The sequence below is a fragment of the Monashia sp. HAY1-5C genome, assembly GCF_056755255.1.
On sequence record NZ_JBPGXG010000650.1, the window covers coordinates 1 to 244 of the forward strand.

A 244-nucleotide genomic window follows, 5' to 3' on the forward strand; every position below is an offset into this window, starting at 1 on the left:
TACCCTGGCCGTGTCGATTCTGGTGTCGATGGTGGTGTCGCTGACCCTGACACCGATGTTGTGCGCCTATTTGCTGCGTCACACACCGGAAGAAAAACAGAGCAAGTTTTACCGTAAAGGCGGTGAGTTTTTTGACAAAATGATCGCCGGTTACGATCGTATGCTGGTCGTGGTACTGAACCATCAGAAGCTCACGCTGCTGGTCGCTGCCGCGACGTTAGTGTTCACCGCGTTGCTGTACGTG

The 244-nt window shown here is 53.7% G+C and carries 1 protein-coding gene; it reads left to right on the forward strand.

Going from position 1 to position 244, the window contains the following annotated elements:
- Window positions 1-10: 10 nt before the first annotated feature.
- On the forward strand, window positions 11-244 hold a 234-nt coding region (locus ACR9ZK_RS23060; protein ID WP_481344244.1), incomplete at its 3' end, for an efflux RND transporter permease subunit.